Origin of the sequence: Pedobacter suwonensis, from assembly GCF_900111825.1 — a bacterium.
Lineage (GTDB): Bacteria > Bacteroidota > Bacteroidia > Sphingobacteriales > Sphingobacteriaceae > Pedobacter > Pedobacter suwonensis.
On sequence record NZ_FOJM01000021.1, the window covers coordinates 72,151 to 89,725 of the forward strand.

13 protein-coding genes and 1 tRNA gene are annotated in these 17,575 nt (G+C 37.7%); 5 read left to right on the forward strand and 9 right to left on the reverse strand.

Going from position 1 to position 17,575, the window contains the following annotated elements:
- The first annotated feature begins 115 nt into the window (after nt 1–115).
- The gene (locus tag BM107_RS22520; RefSeq protein WP_090987562.1) at nt 116–1,906 is read left to right on the forward strand and encodes an ABC transporter ATP-binding protein; all 1,791 of its coding nucleotides are present in this window, start codon (nt 116–118) and stop codon (nt 1,904–1,906) included.
- Nucleotides 1,907–1,985: 79 nt separating this feature from the next.
- Nucleotides 1,986–2,309 carry a DUF3276 family protein gene (locus tag BM107_RS22525; RefSeq protein ID WP_090987565.1) on the forward strand — a complete coding sequence of 108 codons (324 nt, stop codon included), beginning with the start codon at nt 1,986–1,988 and terminating at the stop codon, nt 2,307–2,309.
- A gap of 69 nt (nt 2,310–2,378) precedes the next feature.
- On the opposite strand, the gene BM107_RS22530 is transcribed toward BM107_RS22525, so the two are convergent.
- Nucleotides 2,379–2,843: a hypothetical protein gene (locus BM107_RS22530; RefSeq protein WP_090987567.1), complete on the reverse strand. Its 465-nt coding sequence runs from the start codon at nt 2,841–2,843 to the stop codon at nt 2,379–2,381.
- A 285-nt stretch (nt 2,844–3,128) separates the two neighbouring features.
- Here BM107_RS22530 and ychF point away from each other — a divergent pair, with 285 nt between their 5' ends.
- A complete protein-coding gene (gene ychF / locus BM107_RS22535) occupies nt 3,129–4,229 on the forward strand; it encodes a redox-regulated ATPase YchF (RefSeq protein WP_090987569.1) in 1,101 nt (366 codons plus the stop codon).
- Nucleotides 4,230–4,743: 514 nt separating this feature from the next.
- Here ychF and BM107_RS22540 read toward each other — a convergent pair.
- On the reverse strand, nt 4,744–5,358 hold the full coding sequence (locus tag BM107_RS22540) for an HAD hydrolase-like protein (RefSeq protein ID WP_090987571.1): 615 nt from the start codon (nt 5,356–5,358) through the stop codon (nt 4,744–4,746).
- A gap of 9 nt (nt 5,359–5,367) precedes the next feature.
- Complete coding sequence (mgtE, locus tag BM107_RS22545) at nt 5,368–6,744, reverse strand: magnesium transporter (protein ID WP_090987572.1); 1,377 nt, start codon at nt 6,742–6,744, stop codon at nt 5,368–5,370.
- 387 nt (nt 6,745–7,131) lie between these two features.
- Between mgtE and BM107_RS22550 the strand changes: the two genes are divergently transcribed.
- Together BM107_RS22550 and BM107_RS22555 are read left to right on the forward strand one after the other, a co-directional pair.
- Nucleotides 7,132–7,872 carry a LytR/AlgR family response regulator transcription factor gene (locus BM107_RS22550; protein ID WP_145860651.1) on the forward strand — a complete coding sequence of 247 codons (741 nt, stop codon included), beginning with the start codon at nt 7,132–7,134 and terminating at the stop codon, nt 7,870–7,872.
- A gap of 223 nt (nt 7,873–8,095) precedes the next feature.
- Nucleotides 8,096–8,167: transfer RNA gene (locus BM107_RS22555), tRNA-Arg, on the forward strand.
- 363 nt (nt 8,168–8,530) lie between these two features.
- Here the strand turns inward: BM107_RS22555 and BM107_RS22560 are convergent.
- From BM107_RS22560 to BM107_RS22585, 6 genes are all read right to left on the reverse strand, one after another.
- The gene (locus BM107_RS22560) at nt 8,531–9,244 is read right to left on the reverse strand and encodes a thioesterase II family protein (RefSeq protein WP_090987576.1); all 714 of its coding nucleotides are present in this window, start codon (nt 9,242–9,244) and stop codon (nt 8,531–8,533) included.
- Nucleotides 9,245–9,274: 30 nt separating this feature from the next.
- A complete protein-coding gene (locus tag BM107_RS22565; protein WP_090987578.1) occupies nt 9,275–10,030 on the reverse strand; it encodes an aspartate/glutamate racemase family protein in 756 nt (251 codons plus the stop codon).
- 22 nt (nt 10,031–10,052) lie between these two features.
- Nucleotides 10,053–10,991: a TauD/TfdA family dioxygenase gene (locus BM107_RS22570; protein ID WP_090987580.1), complete on the reverse strand. Its 939-nt coding sequence runs from the start codon at nt 10,989–10,991 to the stop codon at nt 10,053–10,055.
- 38 nt (nt 10,992–11,029) lie between these two features.
- Nucleotides 11,030–12,544, reverse strand: a complete 1,515-nt coding sequence (locus BM107_RS22575) for a serine hydrolase domain-containing protein (protein WP_090987582.1) — start codon at nt 12,542–12,544, stop codon at nt 11,030–11,032.
- 41 nt (nt 12,545–12,585) lie between these two features.
- Nucleotides 12,586–15,684 (reverse strand): cyclic peptide export ABC transporter, encoded by a 3,099-nt coding sequence (locus BM107_RS22580; RefSeq protein WP_090987584.1) that lies wholly within the window; start codon nt 15,682–15,684, stop codon nt 12,586–12,588.
- Between the two features lie 347 nt (nt 15,685–16,031).
- Nucleotides 16,032–17,575: thioesterase domain-containing protein (locus BM107_RS22585; protein WP_139222325.1), on the reverse strand; the 1,544-nt coding region annotated here is incomplete at its 5' end.

Consider the following 17,575-nt stretch of genomic DNA (forward strand, 5'->3'; position numbering starts at 1 on the left):
GAACAGATGGACAACGAACGGCATTTGCACTCAAAATGTCATTAATTATTAAAGCTCAATTTCGAATGGACAAATAAGTGGTATGAAATAACAAATTTATCTAAGTTTGTAGAACATGAAACATCTGAGCCGATTAAACAAATACTTTCTTAAATACAAATGGTGGATTATACCCGGAAGTATTTTTGTGGTGATTTCTAATATCTTCGGTGTAGTACCGGCACAGGTAATCGGTTATGCAGTTGATTTAATTAGCGAAAACATTCAGCTGTTTAACCTTTTTGCTGGTTTTGATCGTCAGGCCATTATTTATAATATTTTTAGCAGTAACCTGTTATTTTTTGGTTTACTGGTTATTGCGCTTTATTTATTGCGGGGACTGTTCCTTTTCTTTATGCGCCAAACCATTATCTTGATGTCGCGGCATATAGAGTTTGATATGAAGAATGATATTTATCAGCATTACCAGGAGCTGAGCTTAGGTTTTTACCGCAGAAATAATACCGGCGATTTGATGAATCGCGCAACAGAGGATGTGAACCGGGTAAGGATGTACGTTGGACCGGCAATTATGTATACAATTAACACATTTGTTTTATCTGTACTCATTATCTGGTCGATGTTTGATGTAAATTCCAAACTGGCTATTTATTGTTTATTGCCCCTGCCTTTTCTGGTGGTGATCATTTATTACGTAAACACCCTGATTTTTAAAAAAAGCGGGAAGATCCAGGAGCGTTTATCAGATCTTTCCAGTTTTGTACAAGAGCGTTTCTCGGGAATCAGGATTATCAAATCATATGTGCGAGAAGATTATACCCGCAACATGTTTGAGATCCAGAGCAATGATTATAAAAAAGACTCCATGAGCCTGGTTAAAGTATCGGCTTTATTTTACCCTACCATGTTGCTGTTAATAGGATTGAGCACCATTTTAACCATATATATAGGTGGTATACAGGTGATGAACGGCAGCATTACTGCAGGGAACATTGCCGAATTTATCATTTACATTAATCAATTAACATTTCCCGTAACCATGCTGGGCTGGGTTACTTCTTTAATCCAGCGGGCTGCTGCATCGCAAAAAAGGATAAATGAGTTTTTAGACATCCCATCAGATATTCAATCTAACGAAACAGCAGAAATCGAGCTGAAGGGTAATATCAGATTCGATAATGTGAGTTTTACCTATCCGGATACAGGCATTGAAGCTTTGAAAAATGTGAGCTTTGAAGTTAATGCCGGCGAATTTGTAGCCATTATCGGCAAGACGGGATCGGGAAAGTCAACTTTGGCGAACCTGATGATGCGGATGTATGATGTAGAAAATGGTGCAATAAACATCGATAAAAAAAATATAAAAACACTAAACCTTAAAGATTATCGCGGCCAGGTTGGCTTTGTACCGCAGGAAGTTTTTCTCTTTTCGGATACCATAAAAAACAATATTGCCTTTGGCTTAGATGCGGTTACGGATGAAGAAGTACATACAGCCGCAAAAAATGCCTCGGTTTACACCAATATTATTGATTTCGAAGAAAAATTCGAGACGATGCTGGGTGAGCGGGGAATAACCCTTTCGGGAGGACAAAAACAGCGTGTATCTATCGCCAGAGCCTTGATTAAATCGCCTAAGATCCTCATTTTCGACGATTGCCTTTCGGCTGTCGATACGAAAACAGAGGAGGAAATACTACAAAACCTGGGTAAAATCATGGCCGGGAAAACCAGTATTTTAATTGCCCACAGAATTTCGACCATTAAAAATGCAGATAAGATTCTGGTGCTGGACAACGGAAAAATCATTGAACAAGGCACACACAATGAATTACTTAGCCTAAATGGCAGTTATAAGGAGCTTTATAACAACCAACTTTTGGAAGAGGAAACGCGAACGATTTAAATTGTATTAAAATTGTATTTTGAACTTTAAATATTTGCTTTATATTTACCGAAACCAAAAACCAACATCAATACCAACCATGGGAGAATTCGACAACAAGGAAAGAGAAGAAGTTTTTTCAAAGAAAGTAAGAGCAGGAAAGAGAACTTATTTCTTCGACGTGAAGGCTACAAGATCGGGTGATTACTATTTAACAGTTACCGAGAGCAAGAAAAGATTAGAAGACGGTGTGTTTGTAAAACATAAAATCTTTTTATACAAAGAAGATTTCGAAAAATTTGCAGAAGGATTAAATGAAACTGTAGATTATATCAAAACTCATCAGGATGTGGTTGAAAAACGTTATGAATATTCTGAAAATGGAGAACATAGCACGAAAACAAGCGACGATTTTACTTTTTAAGTAATATAATTTCAATAAAAAGCCTCCTTATTTAATAATCCGGAGGCTTTTTTTTATCGTTTGATATTTCTATTTTATACCTGCACCGCTTACTGCTACGGCGAGAATTAACAGAAAATAGCTTACCAAAAAGATAATGGTGAGTATGCCCCAAAATTTAAACAGTGATTTTACACTTGAAATGGCATCGTTAAAAGTCTCCTGATCGCCAAACAGCACACCTTGCTTGCCCTTGGCCGAAAAACGCAAGAGCAATAAACTTGGGTAAAAAAAGAGTAAGGCTAATAGCAGGTAAAATATGGTGATGCCTGTTGCACCAATACCGGCCAATGGCCCTAATTGATTAAGCATTGCTGGGTTTGCAGATATTGCGGCCCCTATCCCAAATGAGCTCAAGGTTAAAAATGCAGAGACAATAAAACCTACAACCGATAGAAATCTTGCCCATTTACTCATATCGTAAAAATAGCTACGCATTTCTTCCGTAACAACCAACTTCACTTCCTGAGGCACTTCTTTTTCAAAATCTTCCATTTAATCTCTATGTATTTTGGGCTAAACTTAGATAAAATATAGATTTGATACAAGAGCAAGGGTTTAAATAAAGGTTTTAAAAGCTTATCTTTGCGCGGAATTTAGGGCGGAAAGCGGAAAGCGGAAAGCGGAAAGCGGAAAGCGGAAAGCGGAAAAAGGTAAAATGGTTGATGGTTTAATAGATCATGGCCAAAGCGCCCAAACTAAAGATCAAAAAACGAGCATAGGGCTATTGACCTTATTATGAATCAGTAGCCCGGAACTAGACATAAAGACTAATAAATAATGGCATTACAATGTGGTATAGTGGGTTTACCAAATGTGGGAAAATCGACTCTTTTTAACTGTTTATCGAACGCAAAAGCGCAGGCTGCAAACTTTCCCTTTTGCACAATTGAACCCAATGTTGGTGTAATTACAGTACCTGATGACAGGTTAACCAAACTGGCGGAGTTGGTTAAGCCAAACAAAGTACAACCGAACACCATCGAGATTGTAGACATTGCCGGTTTGGTAAAAGGTGCATCGAAAGGTGAAGGCTTAGGAAACCAGTTTTTAGGAAACATCCGTGCAACCAATGCCATTATCCACGTTCTACGTTGCTTTGATGATGGGAATGTTATCCACGTAGATGGTTCTGTTGACCCGATCCGCGACCGTGAAATTATTGATACGGAGTTACAGCTTAAAGACTTGGATACTGTTGAAAAACGTATTCAAAAAGTTGAAAAAATGGCTAAAACAGGTGGAGATAAAGACGCTAAACGTACTTATGAAATCTTAACCGTGGTTAAATCTCATTTAGAAAGCGGTAAATCTGTTCGTACTGCACCATTGGTAACAGAAGATTTCGAGTTTATCCTGGATTTAGGCCTACTCACTCAAAAACCGGTCATGTATGTTTGTAATGTGGATGAAGCATCGGTAGTTACCGGAAACAAATATGTTGCCCTAGTGAAAGCGAATGTTGCTGATGAAAATGCCGAAGTTTTGGTAATCTCTGCTAAAATTGAGTCAGAAATTGCCGAACTGGACAGTTACGAAGAGCGCCAGGAGTTTTTAGCCGACTTAGGTTTAACTGAATCTGGCGTAAATAAACTGATCCGTGCAGCTTATAAATTATTAAACCTGTATACTTATTTCACTGCGGGCGTACAAGAGGTAAGGGCATGGACCATTACCAAAGGTTTTACGGCGCCGCAAGCTGCAGGGGTAATCCATACCGATTTCGAAAAAGGATTTATCCGCGCAGAGGTGATCAAGTATAACGATTTTGTAACCCTGGGCTCTGAAAATGCCTGTAAAGAGGCTGGAAAATTGGGTGTGGAGGGAAAAACCTATGTAGTGGAAGATGGTGACATCATGCACTTCAGGTTTAATGTTTAAACATCCAAATCACTATAGGGGACTTTAAAAAACTTAGGGCCATTCGCAAGAATGGCTTTTTTATTTATAAAGCCTCGCCACTGAAGGTTTTGCCACGGAAGCCCGGAAAACACGGAAGATGTTACGTTGTCAGACACAGTTAGTAGCATTTAGGTATTAACTTCGGATGTGCACGCATAAACACGGATAATGGAGTGTAGCACATCCTTTTTAACCTTTTACCAAGCTGGCTTGTCACTCAAACCCGTAAGCTTAAATGAACTTATATTTCTTAAAAGGTAACAACTCTGAATATTTACAAAAGATCCTGAAATAAATTCAGGATGACGAACAGATAAGAAAATACATACAATCTGCTTGCTACGATAAGCGAGGTATTAAAAGAAATAACACCTAAATTAAGTTACATCGAACTAATTGATACAATAAAATTTAGTCGATACAACCTAAATTAGTGAGATTGCCTGCCTTTTGCGGGCGCTTCGTCGTTTCTCCTCTCAAAGACGGTTTTCAATTAAACCTCCAACCCATGAGCAGCCAATTGCGCTTTGGTATCTTCATAATCGGTATGATGAATGCCCTTTAAGCCCAAACCTTCGGCAACCTGCACAAATAACATCCTGTCATCAATATACAAGCTCGTTTCTACGTCACTCTGCGAAATATCAATGGCTACTTTAAAAATATCGGCATCGGGCTTACGGAAATGCACGAAACTTGACGACACAAAAAAATCGACAAACTCATTCAGTTTGAAAGTATTAATGCGATACTGGTTGAGTTCCCGGCCTTCATTGCTGATAACGGCGACCTTTAATTTGTATTTCTTTTTTAAATTACAGATCAATTGGATCATCTCCGGATAAGGAAGTGATTTTTTGAACATGAATTCCTTAAAATCATCGTAGGTAAAATTGCGTTCTTTGAAGAAAACGATACGTTCCAGGTATTCATCAAGCGTTAATTTGCCCACTTCATAGGTATCGAAAGTAAGGTGATGCCGTTCTTCGAGATCAACGGAATCGAGGTTAAAAATTACTGAAGCCTCTCCCCTTGCCTGCCTATCCCAGCCATTTGTCAATAAAACGCCACCGATATCGGTAAAAAGTGTGGTGATTTTCTTTTGCATGATTTAAATTTAAAGTAAAACGCCTTTCAAAATCAATACGGCTACACTAAAATAAATAACAATTCCAGTTACATCTACCATAGTGGCTACAAATGGTGCCGATGAGGTTGCAGGATCAAGTCTCAGTTTTTTCAGGATAATTGGCATCATCGAACCGATTAAACTGCCCCAAAGTACAATGCCAACAAGTGTAAAGAATATAGTAGTAGCAATTAAAAACCAATGTGGCCCATAATTATAAAGGTGTAACTCTTGCCAGGTTACAATACGGACAAAACCAATAGTTCCCAGAATGATGCCGAGTAAAGCCCCTGAAACAAGTTCGCGGCGCATTACCCTCCACCATTCTGCAATGGTTACTTCACCTAAGGCCATGGCCTGGATGATTAGGGTAGATGCCTGTGAACCACTATTACCGCCACTACTCATAATCAAAGGAATAAAAAGAGACAGTACCACTGCTTTTTCAAGTTCGATTTCGAAATGCTGCATGGCTGTTGCGGTTAACATTTCGCCTAAAAACAGTACAATTAGCCAACCGGCACGTTTTTTTACCAGTTTAAAAATCGGAATATCCAGGTAAGGTTCGTCCAAAGCCTCGGTACCCCCGATTTTGTGCATATCTTCAGTATATTCTTCATTGGCAATCCACAAAATATCATCAACGGTAACGATACCCAGGAGGATATTATGCTCATCCACCACGGGTAAAGCCACGCGGTTATTCATCCTAAAGATGTTGATTGCATCTTCCTGGGGGTCGTTTGCTTTTAAGGCAATGAAACGTTTATCGGTCAATTCGCCTATAATGGCTTCGGGATCGGCCAACAAAACTTCCCGTATCCTGATATCATCCAACAGCACCCCATCCTTATTGATTACATATACCACATCGATGGTTTCTGAGTTTTTCCCGTAACGCCTGATATGCGCCAAAACCCTGCTGATAGACCATTCGGGTTTCACAGCAATGTAATCAGGCGTCATTAAACGACCGATACTATCCTCTTTATAGCCTAAAAGCGCAAGCGATTCTTTACGTTCTTCCGGCGGCAAAAGGGTGATCATTTTTTTAACCACATCTCCTTTTAACTCACTGAAAAGTGCGGTACGGTCGTCAGGTGGCAGGTCTTTAATGATCTGATTAAGTTTATTGCCTGAAAGTTTTTTAATGATCCGTTCCTGTGTAGGAAAATCGAGGATCCTGAATACATTTACTGCCCTATTGAGGGATAAGGTTTCAATAAATTTAGCTGCGTGTTGTGGGAGTTCATCTATCAGTTCTTCAACATCTGATATATTCAGTTGATCCAGATATTGTTTTAATGCTTTGTCGTTCTCTTTTTCAAGTAGTTCCTGAATTTCTTCCACAACCATTTCTTCCATACACAGCTATTTATTTGTTACATGCTTAAACCTATTTAACGGTTCGCAAAGGTGCATTTTATTTCTTAAAAAGCCAACCTAAGCCCCTAAAATCAGTATAGCAGACAGCCTAAATTAAAATTACAGAAGCATAAAGTCAATACAAGGGCATGTTTAGGCAATGATTTAATCGTTTGTTAACATCAAAATCATCAACTTGAAAGAGGAGGGTCGGGATGCAGAAATGGTAGTAGGATTAACAACAATCTCTGTAATTGAATTATCCAACTGAGATCTTTCCTGAACATGTATTGGCTAGGGGACAAAAACCAACGCGTAAAAAGCTTTCAAATGTATTTGATTCTAATCAGGAATATTTTGTATCTTGTCATATCTAATATATCTCTCATGAATAACACAATCCCCTGCATCATTATCGATGATGACCAGTCAGCTATTGACATTCTTCAAGAATTTATCTCGGCATTTCCAAGGCTAAGATTAGAATTCACCTACACAAAATCAGTTTCAGCTTTAAACGATATCACCATGCTGAAGCAAAGCCACATCATCTTCACAGATATCGATATGCCAAATCTTTCAGGCATTGACCTGGCAGAAAATCTAAAGGGCGAACCGCACAATATTATTTTTATCACCTCCTACCCGCAATATGCGATAGATGCTTTCAAAGTCAGGGCAAAGCATTATCTTCTTAAGCCATTTGATCTTTCAGAATTTGCAAAAGTGGTCAATGATGTATTAAAAGAATGCTACGGAAGCCACAATTTTGAAGGAGATAGTGAAGATGTTTTCTATTTTAGAAAGTCCAGTGATAAAAGCACAATCTTAACCGTGCAAAAAACTGACATTATTTATATCCAGGGTTCAAATAATCATATCCACCTATACACTCCTACTGAAAATTACTCTGTTTACATGACCATTAAGGAGATGGAAGAAAAACTTAAATACAATACAAGCTTTTTCAGGGTACACAAATCTTACATCATCAATTCGGCTTACGTAAAGAAAATTGAAGGTAATAAGATAAACCTCGGAAAGTATGAGGTATTGATGGCGGCCCATTACAAGGCAGCTTTCAGCAAGTTTATTGAAGAACGTTTTTTATTATCAGGCAGAAATTAACCCGAGTTTTGAAGGTCGGATGGCTCGTTATGGAGATGATCAATCTACTTTGTAAACTCAGGCTGAGCCTATTCAGGGCTTGATGTTGGCCTAAGGGACTGCGAAGCAATTAAAACCCTTTCTCCGCTCTGAACAATTGTAGCAAAGGGTCGATCTGAATAACTGTATTTTTTTATTAAAAATGCAAAAAAAATATGTTTTCAAATCCTATATTTGCAGCCTTGCTCCCGTAGTTCAATGGATAGAATTATGGTTTCCGGTACCATCGATATGAGTTCGAATCTCGTCGGGAGCACTTAAGGAAGTAACTATATCAGCTACTTCCTTTTTTTATATTGGAAAACTGTCTAAGCTAATAATTCACCCATCCCGAATAACACCCGAAGTCTACCCTGCCACAGCGCAGCAATACCAGAAATTGAATTCTACACCCACACTATCCATACATTCGGAAAATTCTCACTCATATTGCTTATTGTCAAAAATGGAAAGTTAAGATTACAAATAGTGATGGAATTGCCAATCGGGAGAAAACATTTGCTTTAATATAGTGATATCAGCGAGGTCTATTTCAATAAGGATTTACTTGATATTTTTGATAATTACCATTACGTGTAGGAAAAAACCATTTTCAAAAAAACACACGATATAAGCACCGTTATGTTGAACAACTAGTGGATATTGCCCTTTTCATTAAATTACTAAGTCCTAAAGCGTGATTATAAATAAAGAAGTGATCTCCTTGGAGAACTTCATATCCAAAAGTAGAAGTTGTAAATGTTTTCCAATTCTCAATTTTATCTGATTTTGATTCCTGATCACCCATCAATGCATAAATAGGACTTTTTATTGGGATAAATACTTCTTCCCGTTGGCTCGTTTCTGCAATCTTAAAATCTGCGCGAATGATGGGTTCTACGAATTCATAAAGTTCTTTATTATTTAAAATTTCATCCGGCATACCTCCCAATATTTTTAACTCATCCTTGAATTGTTCATCAGGAAGCAGATGCCTGATTTTTGAACTGAAAACTCCTGGGCCAGGATTACCAGAGATAACGATTGCGTGCGGAATATGACCATCTAACTCTAGCAAACCTGCAACTCTTAGAACAAGTAATGCCCCCATGCTATGGCCATAAAGCAGAAATTTTTTGGATTTTAATTTAGATACAATCTGTTCATGAATATCCTTAGCTGCTGCTGTAAAATTTTGCAAAATTCGTTCTTTAATCCTATTGCCTCGGCCAGGGAGTTCAAGAGGAATAAAGTCATATTCATGGAAATATTGTTTCATAAATTGAAATGAATATACGTTACCACCGGCAAAATGAACTAAAAATATTTGTGGTTTGGAAACAGGGTTCTCCATAACTAAATTTGATTTATAATTATTTTTCTATTAAATATCGATTTCACGTAGTAATGCCAGTGCCAGGATTTCTGTAGGGTCTACAATTGGGATGCCTTCAAATTCTCTTTCTTTAAAAATCATAGAGAGCTCGGTACAACCCAATATAACAGCATCAACATCATTTTCTTTAAAATATACTAGGGCTTCATTCATCAATTGCTGAACATTAGCATTCAGATTATTTGGAAATGCCTTTATTCCAAATTCATCATCGTAGATCATTTTATGGATCACTTCATTCTGGAAAACCATATCGGGAATAACTACTTCATAACCTGAATTTTCGAGTGCTTCTTTGTACACGCCTGATTTATATGTCCCATTCGTTGCCATCAGGCCAACCCGTGATATTCCAACGCTATTTGATTTTAAATAACGACAAGTTTCTAAAGGCATATTGATTAATTTGACTTTGCTTTGCGCTTTCACCAGTTCATCAACAATAACATCGAAAATGATTTGAGAGTGTGCCGTATTACAAGCAATACCAACTACTTTAGCCCCCGACTTATCAAGGTTTAAAATCACCTGTGCAATATTGTACCCTGGGTTTATTTCTGTATCACCTTCCAGAAATGAGGTTCGGTCTACAATATGTTTAGGGAAAGACATCATGATTACAGAGGCGTGCTCCTGGTCTGTCTTCGCTTTAGTATTGGATAAAATATGGTTAAATAGTGTGAGTCCGGAATGAGGGCCCATTCCACCTACTATTCCAATTGTTTTATCTTCTTTAAAATGCATTTGCAGTATATTTAGAAGTTTATTATTTACTCATTGAAACCAAAACTTTCCGCTCACCCGAAAACTGGTTTCTACCATGACTAATCAACTCATTATCAACAACAAGAAATTCATTTATACTCCATGTGGGGGCAACAGTAACTTCTTCTATTGTATGCAGAATCTCATGAACCATAGCCTCCTCTATAGGTGTGTCATCGCCAAATTTAACGTTCATCGGAAAATCCTCAGTAGATTCATACATGGATTGCATAATCTCATATAATTCATCTCCTAGATGTACCGGATGAAATTGATCTATCTGATTGAACCATACACATTCACCTGTTGTTCTATGATAAATTATACCTCTACTGGGCTGCAAAAGTCGCAAACTTCCGTTTTCGCTCCATTGGTAAGTAATGTTATAATTTTTACAGTATGTTTCAACCTGATGTGAATCAGAAGTTTCGAATGTATCTTGCCAGGATGGCCCTAATCCTAATCCTCCGTGCAGGTTTCTAATATAAGTAATTCCTTTTCTTTGTATCTCTTCCACAATTTGTGGGTTCATCGCTTTTACAATTTCCCTGCTATCTGCCAATAAAGTTTCTCCACCTGTTTCACTTGGAATTAAACAGGAAAAAAACAATTTATTTGGCCATTGCGCAGAATAAGACAGTTCATTATGCATTGTAATTTTCTGGTTTTTATCGTATTCTGTGGAGGTATACACGTTATCCGTTAGCTTAGTACGCGGAGAATTTCCATCAACGTAACTCAAAAACTTATCCGATATGGCATTTACAATGTTCTGGAAATCCTGAAGGGACGAAATACTTATATTTTGAAATTTTATGGCTCCAACCTGGGTTAATTGTTTTTCTATTTCAATTTTGTTAGCCTGATAATAGGAAACAAAATTTACTGAATCAACATCACTTAACTCTAAAATGAGCGGAAGATTTATTTTTTTTTCCATTTTAACAATGTCTAGAAGATTTTCATTGATAGGGTTTGCTATTTATTTGCGGATAACTTATCGTTGCATTCTTTTATAAACTCATCAATCTGTATTCCGCCGTAGTTTAATGCCTTGGCTTTGATGAGGTAGCTTTTAGCCAAGGCATAATCATGGTATATTTTTAAGTTTACAGTTCCCAGGATCGCGTTGGCAATACTGGATTCAGGTTTATATTTAACCACACTAAGCGCCAGTTTCCCTCCTGTTTCTTTATCAATTTTATACATTTGAATCATCAGATCAACTAATACATCAATATATAACTCTCCTTTTTCGGCCCTTTTATCGATTTCTTTGGTCATTGCTTCAATCCCGGCTTTATTTTTTATTTTAAGAAGGGCAGACACATAATTATCAGACTTGAATCCCGGGTTATTAAAATAGAGTGAAAGTTCTAATTTGGTGGTTAAATCGTTAATTATCGGCCCCATTAAAAGTCCCAAATCGCTATTTGTAAAAAACACAAAACCTCTTTTTTTAACTTTTGAATAAAACATATCGCATCTGAATCCGGTATTCTGCCCGGCAAAATTGAAAATAGTGTCATGCTTACTTGTAAGTACAAAAAAGCCATTCCCAATGCTGTATTGGGATGTACTGTCGTTACTGATCAGTTTCATATCGGCTGTCATTTCTTTCACACTCTTATCTGTTAGAAACTGACCATTAAACATTCCCAGGAGAAGTGATGAAAATGGTTTTGCATTGGTATGGACAGAGGATGCCGGCCATGGTTCATTGGTTATCCATTTATCCAATGTTTTGCCCATATCGTCATGTCCCCTTGATATATTATTGCTTGAATCGGCAACTACATAGTTAAGCCTGGTGCTACTGCGTGTTTCAGGAGTAAGTATCAGCCTGGAAATGTAGCTTTGATAGGGTTCATTCAGTCTCGTGGCAATTACTTCGGCCAGGTAATGGTACCCTTCTCCGGAGTATACATATTTTTCACCAGGGTTACTGAGTATTTCCAATACATCCCTGTTATTCAGTCTTTGCCAATTTTCGATACCTGAAGTATGATTGATGATCATCTTTGGCGTGATGCGCTTATATCTGGGGTCATGTGCCAATCTTTCATTTTCAAGATAGGTATACATGGGTTTATTCAAATCTAACCTGCCTTCTTCCACCAATTTATAAACGAGATCAAGCAGGTATATTTTTGATAAAGAACATGCTTCGAACAGCGTGGCAGAATCGACCCTGGTTTTTGTTCCTGTGTTTCGGTAACCGTAAAAATTAGAGAATATCACTTTATTGTCTTCAATAATTGCAATGGAAGCTCCGGGTATTCCAGTTTCCTCCATAAACTTGTTAATATGCGCATTAAAATATTTAACATTAACCGGTTTACCTTTCGAAAGAAAGGAACGAGGCTGCGCGAAAACACCTGAAGAAGACAGCAGAATGAGCGTGACAGACAGAGATATTCCGGTAATATATATAAATAAAGTAACTGGTATGGTTAATAATTTTCGCTGAAATAAGCACTTTAGTTTTTTCATGGCATGATATAGGGTTATTTGGTTAAGTTTTAAGGGATATTTCAGGACAGTGACGGGGTTTTGTATCCATAATGGTCTTTTGGATTTTCATTTCCTGTCCCTATTTCCACTATTGACATTTTGCCATCGTCCATTTTGAAAACATGATCGGCAACATCAAAATAATGATCATCATGGGTGATCGCAATTACAATTTTTCCTGATTTTTTCATTTCTGGCAATAATTTTCTATAAAAGAAAAGCCGGTAAGATGGATCCTGGTCGGCTGCCCATTCATCGAATAAATAGATTGGCGAATCCTCCAGGTAGCATTGTAAGAGTGCAAGTCTTTTCCGCTGTCCTGCCGATAAATTAATGGAGCTGTACTTGTTGTCGCTGATGGTTACTTTTTTCTCCAGATCCAGTAACTCCAGGTATTTCTGAATGGATTCACCTTTGTCTGCACAATCGATATTATACAGTTTTTCGAATAAATGAAAAGGACTGAATACGGTTGAGAAATATTCTCCCAGATTATGGCTGTCTATTTTCTCGTTATTGATCAGTACCGTACCATCGTCTGGTGCGTATAAACCTGTTATGAGTTTTGCTAATGTGGTTTTTCCACTTCCATTACCGCCAATAATAAATATGATCTGGCCACTTTTAATTTCCAGATTAATGGGGCCTATACCGAAATCAGTATTTTGTGCGTTTTTATAATGAAATCTCACCTGTTCAAGTCTGATAGATTTTACCCGGCTTGCTGTTGTTCCCTCAACTTTTTTATTGAGCTCCTGATTGGCGGGTATCTGGGCGAGAAAGGTCTGTATTTTTTGCCAGGCTATTTTAAATTGCAACAGCTGTGGAACAGCACCTAAAATGGTATTGATCGGACCGATCATATACAACAGGATGATTACAAAATTAAGTGCGGTATATACCGGAATTTCAGGATAGAGCTTTGGCACACAGAATGCCACTACTGCCAGTAACACTAATAGTAATGATTCGCCAACTAAAAAAGCATTAATAAATCTGATATCTGCCACTGACCTTTTATTTCTGTAGGCTTTGGCACTGTTAATGACTTCGTTTCTGTACAATATCTTTTTGTTTACCTGCAGGCTTAATTCTTTAAATCCATCAACAATTCCACTAATCAAGCGCATATAAACGTTACGTTCTTCGCGTGCTTCTTTAAAATAGACATTTGTACGCTGTACAACAAGGTAATAGGCCAGTGAGAATACTATAAACAACACTATAACAGCAATTGTTACCTCCAAGGAAATAGAACCCAGGTAAACAAAAACACCTATTGTTGTAATAATGCTGGTAACCAATGATACCAGGGTACTTGCCGACTGGCCAATCAAATCTACATCATCATTCAATGCCGTATAAATTTTACCCCTGTCTATTTTTTCAAAATGTTGATAAGAAGTAGTGAAAATCTTCGAAAGCAATTTTACCTTCAAATCATAAACTATACCTCTTGTTAGTTTGGTCAGATTCATCTGCACGAATCTTCTTCCAAATAAATAAACAATTAGTATCAGCGCATAATAAGAAAGTATATAATGCAAAGGAATTTTTGATCCCACTAATGAGGTAACCAGGACAATTAAAATCACATTGGCTAACCCTGACAGCAAACTGAATAATACAACGCCAGGAATCACCTCTTTTTGTTTATGCTCAGCAGGAAAACAACTGTTCAGAAAATAGGCAACGTAAGTTAAAATGATGACAGCAGATCCTGCGGCAATTAAATAGCTGAGACTTATGGGCGACCAAACAAAAATAGATTCCCAATTAAAGCCCAGAAATGCTTTGGGAAGGAAGTAAAAGCCATATAGAAAAGGTAGTATAAAACATATCGCGAGTAAAAAATGAGCTATCATTGCAAATGAAATATTCCGATATGAACGTTCTTTTTTAACCAGATCTTTAATCAGAGAAGTGATAAACAAGATCGTTATGAACAGATAACACATTAAACCAAAAAAGATCATAGCATATATCGTGTCGTTATTATCTCCTGGTCCTGGTTCATTTTCCTTCTTTTCAGCAGTTAACAACTGCATTATTTTTTTTGCAATAACCGGCGTATAAGTACTGTTTGAATTGGCAATTACTGCTACTGCAAGTTTACGGTCAGGCCTTAATAAAATATGAGCACTGAAATTTGGATTAAGCCCGCCATGAAATATCTCCCTGGTTCCGTTCAGCGCTACCTCCCAGCCTTCTGCATAAGCATCCATTCCATGCAGCGGAACTGTTTCATCCCTGTTATGGTTATTTTTAGCTAAAGGATAAAGATTTGAAACTTTCATCCCCAGCTGAAACTTAAGCCATTCGGCCATATCAATTGCATTGGTGGTGACATACCCGGCTGCGTTGTTGCCCTTGAATACGGGAGCTTCATAAAACCTGGCCTTAAAAAACCCTATTTTATATCCCTTAGACATTAATTTATTATCTACAGGCTTTCCAACTGTTGTATACTGTAACCTTAATTCGTTGATGATGTTTTGCTGCATATAGTGCTCAAATGTTTGTCCGGTTACTTTTTCGATAATTAATGCCAATACATCGTAATTGACTGTTGCATATTCATATTTTTCTCCCGGCAATCTATTTAGTGGAAGTTCTGCAACAATTCTAATTGTTTTTTCAAGCGCGTTTTTATCATCAGACTGCGGAATACTGGAAATGGTACTCCAGGCAATCCCACTGGTATGATGCAGTAATTGATTCACTGTTATTCCAACAGCTTTTTTCTTATAGAGAGGATGAAACCAGGGAATATAGTCAGTAACGTATGCTTGAGGATTAATTTTCTCCTGACGAATCAATTGCGCTATTGCAAGTGCCGTAAATGCTTTACTACATGAACCAATTTGAAATAAGGTTTTTGGAATTACAGGCTTTTTAAGTTCAGCATCGGCATAACCATAACTCTTTATTAAAGACTGATTATTTTCAATTACCACTATACTTAAACCAGGAATATCTCCCTTTTCCGTAAGTTCAGATACCTGGCTATTGATTTTATCTACAGCGGTTTTATCACTCAATTGTGCGAACAATGGCGAGTAGATACCTAAACCAAAAATAATTGAGATCAAAAGGACATATAACTTATTATTTCTCATTAATTGTACTTTAAATAGTGTTAACAGTAATCAAATGGCATTTATCCTTTTAGTATGATTTTAAATTTAATTTATGATTTGAGGCTAAATTCATTGAAAAGAATCTTGAGCACCTTACCAAGGGTAACCTATTTTAATAAAACACAAATATTATATGTCCTGAAATAATTTAACACAGTCAATTAAAATACCTTAAAGTATTCTTTTAACGACATCATTTAAATCATTTTACACACAGGTAAAATATCAAATATTTAAAATATTAACAGGTAAAAATTAAATAAAAATGTATTACAAAACATACTACAGCAAGAACCTCGCTTAGCTTATTCAGTTACCGGCTATTATTACAGGTATTTTTTTAATTGCTTTACTACAGTGATAACGTTTGGTATTTTAAGAAGATCAAAATGGGTTCCTGGTAGTTTAACGGTAGTAATTTTTTTATCGAAAGCGTCCTGAAACTGATCGAAATCAATATCTGATGTTTCCGCTTTTATGTAAAGCAATTGTGTAGCGAGTTTTTTATCGACCTGGTAATTAAAAGTCTGAAGTGCCTGACTTAATGACCTAGTTGTGTTGACTGATTTAATGATATCACTTACACTACCAAAAACATCCTTAACAGGAATAAGCATTAACATTTCCTTTGGTAATTTACTTACAATATATTCCGGATCTCCTTCCTTTTCGAAGTATTTGGCAGCTAATTCCCAACATTCGCTAACGGTTTGCAGATGAGTTAAAGAATTGATTAGCTTTTCTTCAATTCCCCCGATCAGTTTTTTTTCTTCATTTATGTCGAATGTCGTATTGACAATTTTATTTGTATTGACTTCAAAATTACCCTTTTGGAATAGAGGTAAAGGTGAATCAATCATAATTAATGTGGTACATTTTTCACCCCTGGTTTCCAGTTGCCGTACCATTTCCATTGCAATAACACCACCCAAACTCCAACCAGCAATTTTATAAGGTCCGTTTTTTTGAACAACCTTCAGTTTATGGATGTATTTGGAAGCTATTTCTTTAATCTCTGGATTTTGAGGATATAACAGGTTTAGCAAGTCGCTTCTTAGCCCCCAGCAATTGTATTGGTCCATTAATTCAGCTAATTCGATATAGCTATTAACATCGCCACTAACTTCATGTATAAAAAACAGGTTTTCTACAGCATTTTCATGTTTTTTTAGTAAAACCAGATTTTCATCCCCAATAACCTCCGGATGCTCCTTATGCGTAATCACTTCAGCAAGTGCGCTTATTGTTGTCGACCTAAATAGATCAACTAAGCCTATTTCTTTTTCGATTTTTTTATTAATCTGGGCAATTACCTTCATCGCTTTCAGCGAATGGCCGCCAAGGTCGAAGAAACTCCGCGTCACACTGATCCGATCAGGCGGCAGCTTCAGTACATCGGACCAGATCGAAACCAACAGTTCCTCCATCGCTCCACGGGCCGCAACATAGTGATCCTCCGCCGAAAGGTCAACTTCGGGGAGCCCCCTGCGGTCGATCTTCCCGTTTACCGTCAAAGGAAAAGAAGACAGATGAACATAATACGAGGGAAGCATGTAATCGGGAAGCAGCTCCTGCGCACGCTCCTTTAAATCCGGAACGGCCGCTCCGCTCTGGGTGGTATAATAAGCCACAAGGGCCTTCTCCCCGCCATCACCCCTTGCCACAACCAGCACCTGGCCAACACCCTCCAGGCCACCCATCACCACCTCGATCTCACCGGGCTCGATCCGGTAACCGCGGATCTTTACCTGGTCATCAACCCGGCCCAGAAACTCCAGGTTGCCGCCCGGTCCCCAGCGAACAAGGTCACCGGTACGGTACATCAGGCTGTTTTCTTCGAAAGGATTCGCCACAAACTTCTCTCGGGTTA